4 protein-coding genes are annotated in these 4,386 nt (G+C 75.5%); 1 reads left to right on the top strand and 3 read right to left on the bottom strand.

Annotation, left to right across the window (positions count from 1 at the left end; all coding sequences use genetic code 11):
* Positions 1 to 57: 57 nt before the first annotated feature.
* Complete coding sequence (locus ABD308_RS32660; protein WP_344343133.1) at positions 58 to 1,101, bottom strand: HAD-IIA family hydrolase; 1,044 nt, start codon at positions 1,099 to 1,101, stop codon at positions 58 to 60.
* An 89-nt stretch (positions 1,102 to 1,190) separates the two neighbouring features.
* The gene (locus ABD308_RS32665) at positions 1,191 to 1,796 is read right to left on the bottom strand and encodes a tetratricopeptide repeat protein (protein ID WP_344343135.1); all 606 of its coding nucleotides are present in this window, start codon (positions 1,794 to 1,796) and stop codon (positions 1,191 to 1,193) included.
* A gap of 92 nt (positions 1,797 to 1,888) precedes the next feature.
* Between ABD308_RS32665 and ABD308_RS32670 the strand changes: the two genes are divergently transcribed.
* The gene (locus ABD308_RS32670; RefSeq protein WP_344343137.1) at positions 1,889 to 3,259 is read left to right on the top strand and encodes a DUF1015 family protein; all 1,371 of its coding nucleotides are present in this window, start codon (positions 1,889 to 1,891) and stop codon (positions 3,257 to 3,259) included.
* Positions 3,260 to 3,361: 102 nt separating this feature from the next.
* On the opposite strand, the gene ABD308_RS32675 is transcribed toward ABD308_RS32670, so the two are convergent.
* A complete protein-coding gene (locus ABD308_RS32675; RefSeq protein ID WP_344343141.1) occupies positions 3,362 to 4,261 on the bottom strand; it encodes an FUSC family protein in 900 nt (299 codons plus the stop codon).
* Between the last annotated feature and the right edge of the window lie 125 nt (positions 4,262 to 4,386).

Genomic DNA, 4,386 nt, shown 5'->3' on the forward strand with positions numbered 1-4,386 from the left:
TGCTTTGCCTACCGGCCTTGACATGCAGGCCCCACGCCTAACTGAACGGCGTTGCCGCTAGAACCCCAGCTCGGCCAGCGCCTTGCGGCCGTCGGCCGGCTCGCCGTCCGCGTCCAGCGCCGTCCACGCCGCCGCGCACAGCGCCCGCAGCCCGTCCCAGCGGTCCGCCCCGACGCCCTCCAGCCGCAGCACGCCGTCCTGCGCCGAGGCGACGAACCCGCCGCAGGAGAACCCGCCGCCCGGCCGCGCCGTGACCGGCGCGTGCCCGGTCAGCAGCCCCCGCAGGTCCGCCGCCAGATAGGTCGGCCGGTGCTCGGCCGGGGCCGCCAGCAGCTGCGCCGCCGTGGTCACCCCGGTGAAGACCAGCAGGCTGTCCACCCCGCCGTTGAACGCGCCCTCGATGTCGGTGTCCAGCCGGTCACCCACCACCAGCGGCCGCTTCGCGCCCGTCCGCAGCGCCGTCTCGCGGTGCATCGGCGGCAGCGGCTTGCCCGCCACCTCCGGCTCCACCCCGGTCGCCGCCCTCACGGCCGCCACCAGCATCCCGTTGCCCGGCGCGATCCCGCGCGCGGTCGGCACCGTCACATCGGTGTTGGACGCCACCCACGGCAGCCCGGCCTGCACCGCGTACGAGGCCTCCGCGAGGTGCGTCCAGCCCACTGAGGCGTCGAAGCCCTGAACCACCGCCAGCGGCTCCTCGGCCAGCGACCGGACCGCGACCAGCCCGCGCTCGGCCAGCGCCTCCTCCAGCCCCAGGCCGCCCACCAGCAGCACCTTCGCGCCGGCCGGCAGCTTCTCGGCGAGCACCCGGGCCGCCGCCTGCGCGGAGTTGATCACGTCCGCCGGCTCGGCCGGCACGCCCAGCTCGCTCAGGTGCGCGGCCACCACCCGGGGCGGGCGGGAGGCGTTGTTGGTCACGTACGCCAGCCGCATCCCGGCCTCGCGGGCCGCCGCCAGCGAGTCCACGGCGTGCTCGATCGCGTCCGGTCCGGCGTACACCACGCCGTCGAGGTCCAGCAGTGCCGTGTCGTACGCCTCGGTCAGCGGCTGCTCGCTGCCGCCCGGCGCGGTCCGTCGCACGGTGGTGGCCGTCTCGGTCATGCCTGCCCTACCTCACTCATCGCGTCATTCGTGCTCATCGGTGCCGACGGCGGCCGGCGCGGGCCCCGTGGGCACCCGTCCGTCCGGGCTCAGCCGTCCCGCCGGTCCCGCTCACCCGTCGGTTCCGGACCCGCCGTGGTTCCCGGCTCCTGCCCGGAAGCCCGGCCCCGCGGCGGCTCCAGGTACCCCGGCGCCCCCGGCAGCAGCGGGCCGAACGCCCCGGCCCGGGCCGCCAGCGTCGCCCGGGTCTGCCGCAGCGCGGCCCGGTAGTGATCGGCGTCCGGCCGCATCGCCACGGCCAGCGCCAGGTGCTCGGCGGAGGACTCGAAGTCCCCCAGCCGGGCCGCCGCCACACCCCACCCGAACTGAGCGTAGTCGTCCGAGGGATCCGCCAGCGCCACGGTCCGGAAGTTCTCCAGCGCCGCCGCGTACGAGCCCGCGTCGAACTGCGCCCGGGCCAGCGACTCCCGGATGCTGCGCGAGGCCGGCTCCGCCGCGGCCGCCCGGGCCAGCAGCTGCTCGGCCGCCGCCGGATTGCCCTGGGCCAGCAGCTTCGCGCCCCGGCGGAACCACTCGTAGACGTCCCCCGCCGGGTCCCCGGACCGCCGCTGCTGCTCCGGCACGCCGCCGCCACCGACGGCCCCGCCGGCACCGCCACCGACGCCGTCGTCCACCCGCTCGTCGCGCTCGTCCACGCCGTACCTCGCCCTCGGTCACGACACCCGCCGCCGGACCGGCACGGGTGTTCCGATCTCTGAACAACGCGTACCCGGTTACGATGCCCAGAATGAGCACACCCAGTGCAGAAAGCGGAGTGGAGTCTCCGCACGGCGGCCCCGGCGATCCCGGGCACGTCGCCACCGCAGGTCTGTCCCTGTCCCCGTTCCGCGGCCTCCGGTACGTCCCCGACCGGGTCGGCGCCCTGGCCTCCGTCACCTCTCCGCCGTACGACGTCGTCGACCCCGGCCGCAGGCTCGACCTGGAGACCGCCGACCCGCACAACGTCGTCCGGCTGATCCTGCCGCGCCCCGAACCGGAGGACACCGGCGACCGCCCCGACCGCGACACCCGCTACCGGCACGCCGCCCGGCTGCTGCGCGAGTGGCAGCGCGAGGGCGTCCTGGCCGCCGACCCGGTGCCCGCCCTGTACGTCTACGAGCAGCGGGTGCCCGCCACCGGCGACACCCCCGAGCTGCTGCAGCGCGGTCTCATCGGCGCCCTGGCGATCAGCGGCAACGAGACCGGCGTGGTCCTCCCCCACGAGGACGTGATGCCCCGGCCGGTCGCCGACCGGGTCGGCCTGATGCGCACCACCCGGGCCAACCTCGAACCACTGCTGCTCACCTACCGCGGCAGCGGCGGGGCGGCCGAGGTGATCGAGCACGCGGTACGCGGCGAACCGCTGCTCACCACGACCACCTCCGACGGCACCCACCACCGCCTGTGGTCGGTCACCGACCCGGCCGAGATCGCCTCGGTCGGCCGCGACCTGGCCACCTGCCGGGCCCTCATCGCCGACGGCCACCACCGCTGGGAGATGTACCTGCGGCTCCAGCGCGAGCACCGCCACCTGCCGCGCAGCCCCTGGGACCGCGGGCTGGTGCTGCTGGTCGACACCGCCCGCTACCCGCTGCGGGTGCGGGCCATCCACCGGGTGCTGTACCGCCTGCCGGTCGCCGAGGCCCTGCGGCGGCTCGGCGACCAGTGGCGGGTCAAGGAGGTCCCCGGCCCGCTGGACACCGCCCTGCAGGCCCTCGCCGAGCAGAAGCGGCACGGCGGCAGCGGCTTCCTGCTGACCGGCGGGGACGGCGTCTACCGGCTCGTCGGCGACCCCGACGAGACCCTGCTCGACGCCACCGTGCCGCGCGACAAGCCCGAGGAGTGGCGCCACCTGGACGCCACCGTGCTGCACTCCACCCTGCTCGACCACACCTGGCGGGTCCCCGACGGCCCCGACGACATCGGCTACCTGCACACGGCGGCCGCCGCCGAACGCGAGGCCGCCCGCAGCGGCGGGACGGCCGTGCTGCTGCACCCGGTGCGGGAGAGCGTGGTCCGCCGGCTCGCCGAACAGGGCGTCACCATGCCGCGCAAGTCCACCTCCTTCGGCCCGAAGCCGGCCACCGGACTGGTGCTGCGCAACCTCGAACTCGGCTGACGCCCCCTCGCCCCGGCCGACCCGCCGGAACGCAGTGAGGCCCTGCCGCACCCCGGATCTCCCGGGGCGCGGCAGGGCCTCACTCGTCGTCAGGTCCGACGGTTACTTGTCGGACTCGTCGTCCTTCTTCGCCTCTTCGGCGGCGGGGGCCCGCTCGGGGACCACGCCGTCGAAGTCCTCGTCGATCTCCAGGTCGTCCTCGTCGTAGAACTCCTCGACGTCCTCGTCGTCCTCGAAGATGACGTCCTCGTCCGAGGCCTCGCCGCCCTTGCGCTTGGCCGGCTCGGCGACGGCCGGCTCGGACTCCTCGTCGGCGAGCTCGGGGTCCAGGGCGTCCACGAACTCCACGCCGTCGATCTCGGCGAGGCGCTCGGCGGCGTTGGTGGTGCCGTCGGTGTCCGCCTCAGCGGCCTTGGCGAACCAGTCGCGGGCCTCCTCGCCACGGCCGGCCGCGATCAGCGCCTCGGCGTAGGCGTACCGCAGACGCGCCGTCCACGAGTGCACGGCCGACGAGGCCAGCTCGGGGCTCTGCAGGGTGACGACGGCGGCGTCGAACTGCTCCATGTCGCCGCGCGCACCGGCCGCGACCAGGCGCATCTCGACCTGACCGGCCTTGTCCAGCTGCTTGACCTCGGGCTCGCCGGCCATCGCCAGCGCCCGCTCCGGGCGGCCCAGGCCGCGCTCGCAGTCGGCCATGACCGGCCACAGGTCCACCCGGCCGGTCATCCGGCGGGCGGCGCGGAACTCGGTCAGCGCCTCCGAGTAGCGCTGGGTCACGTACGAGGCGAAGCCGGCCGCCTCACGGACGGCGGCGACGCGGGAGGCCAGCCGCAGGGCGACGCGCGAGTACTGGTACGCCTCCTCCGGCTCGCTGTCGAGCAGGCGGGCGACCATCACCAGGTTGCGGGCGACGTCGTCGGCGAGCGTCTTGGGCAGGCTCTTGAGCTCCTGGCGGACGTCCGCGTCGATCTCGAAGCCGGTGACGTCCTCCGGGATCGGCAGGCGCCTGACCGGCTCGTAGTTGCCCCGGCGGTCGTCCTGGTCGCGGCCGCCGTGCTCGTCACGGCCACCGCGGTAGCCGCCACGGTCGTCGCGCCCGCCGCGGTAACCACCGCGGTCGCCGCGGT

The sequence above is a fragment of the Kitasatospora putterlickiae genome (assembly GCF_039527695.1).
GTDB lineage: Bacteria > Actinomycetota > Actinomycetes > Streptomycetales > Streptomycetaceae > Kitasatospora > Kitasatospora putterlickiae.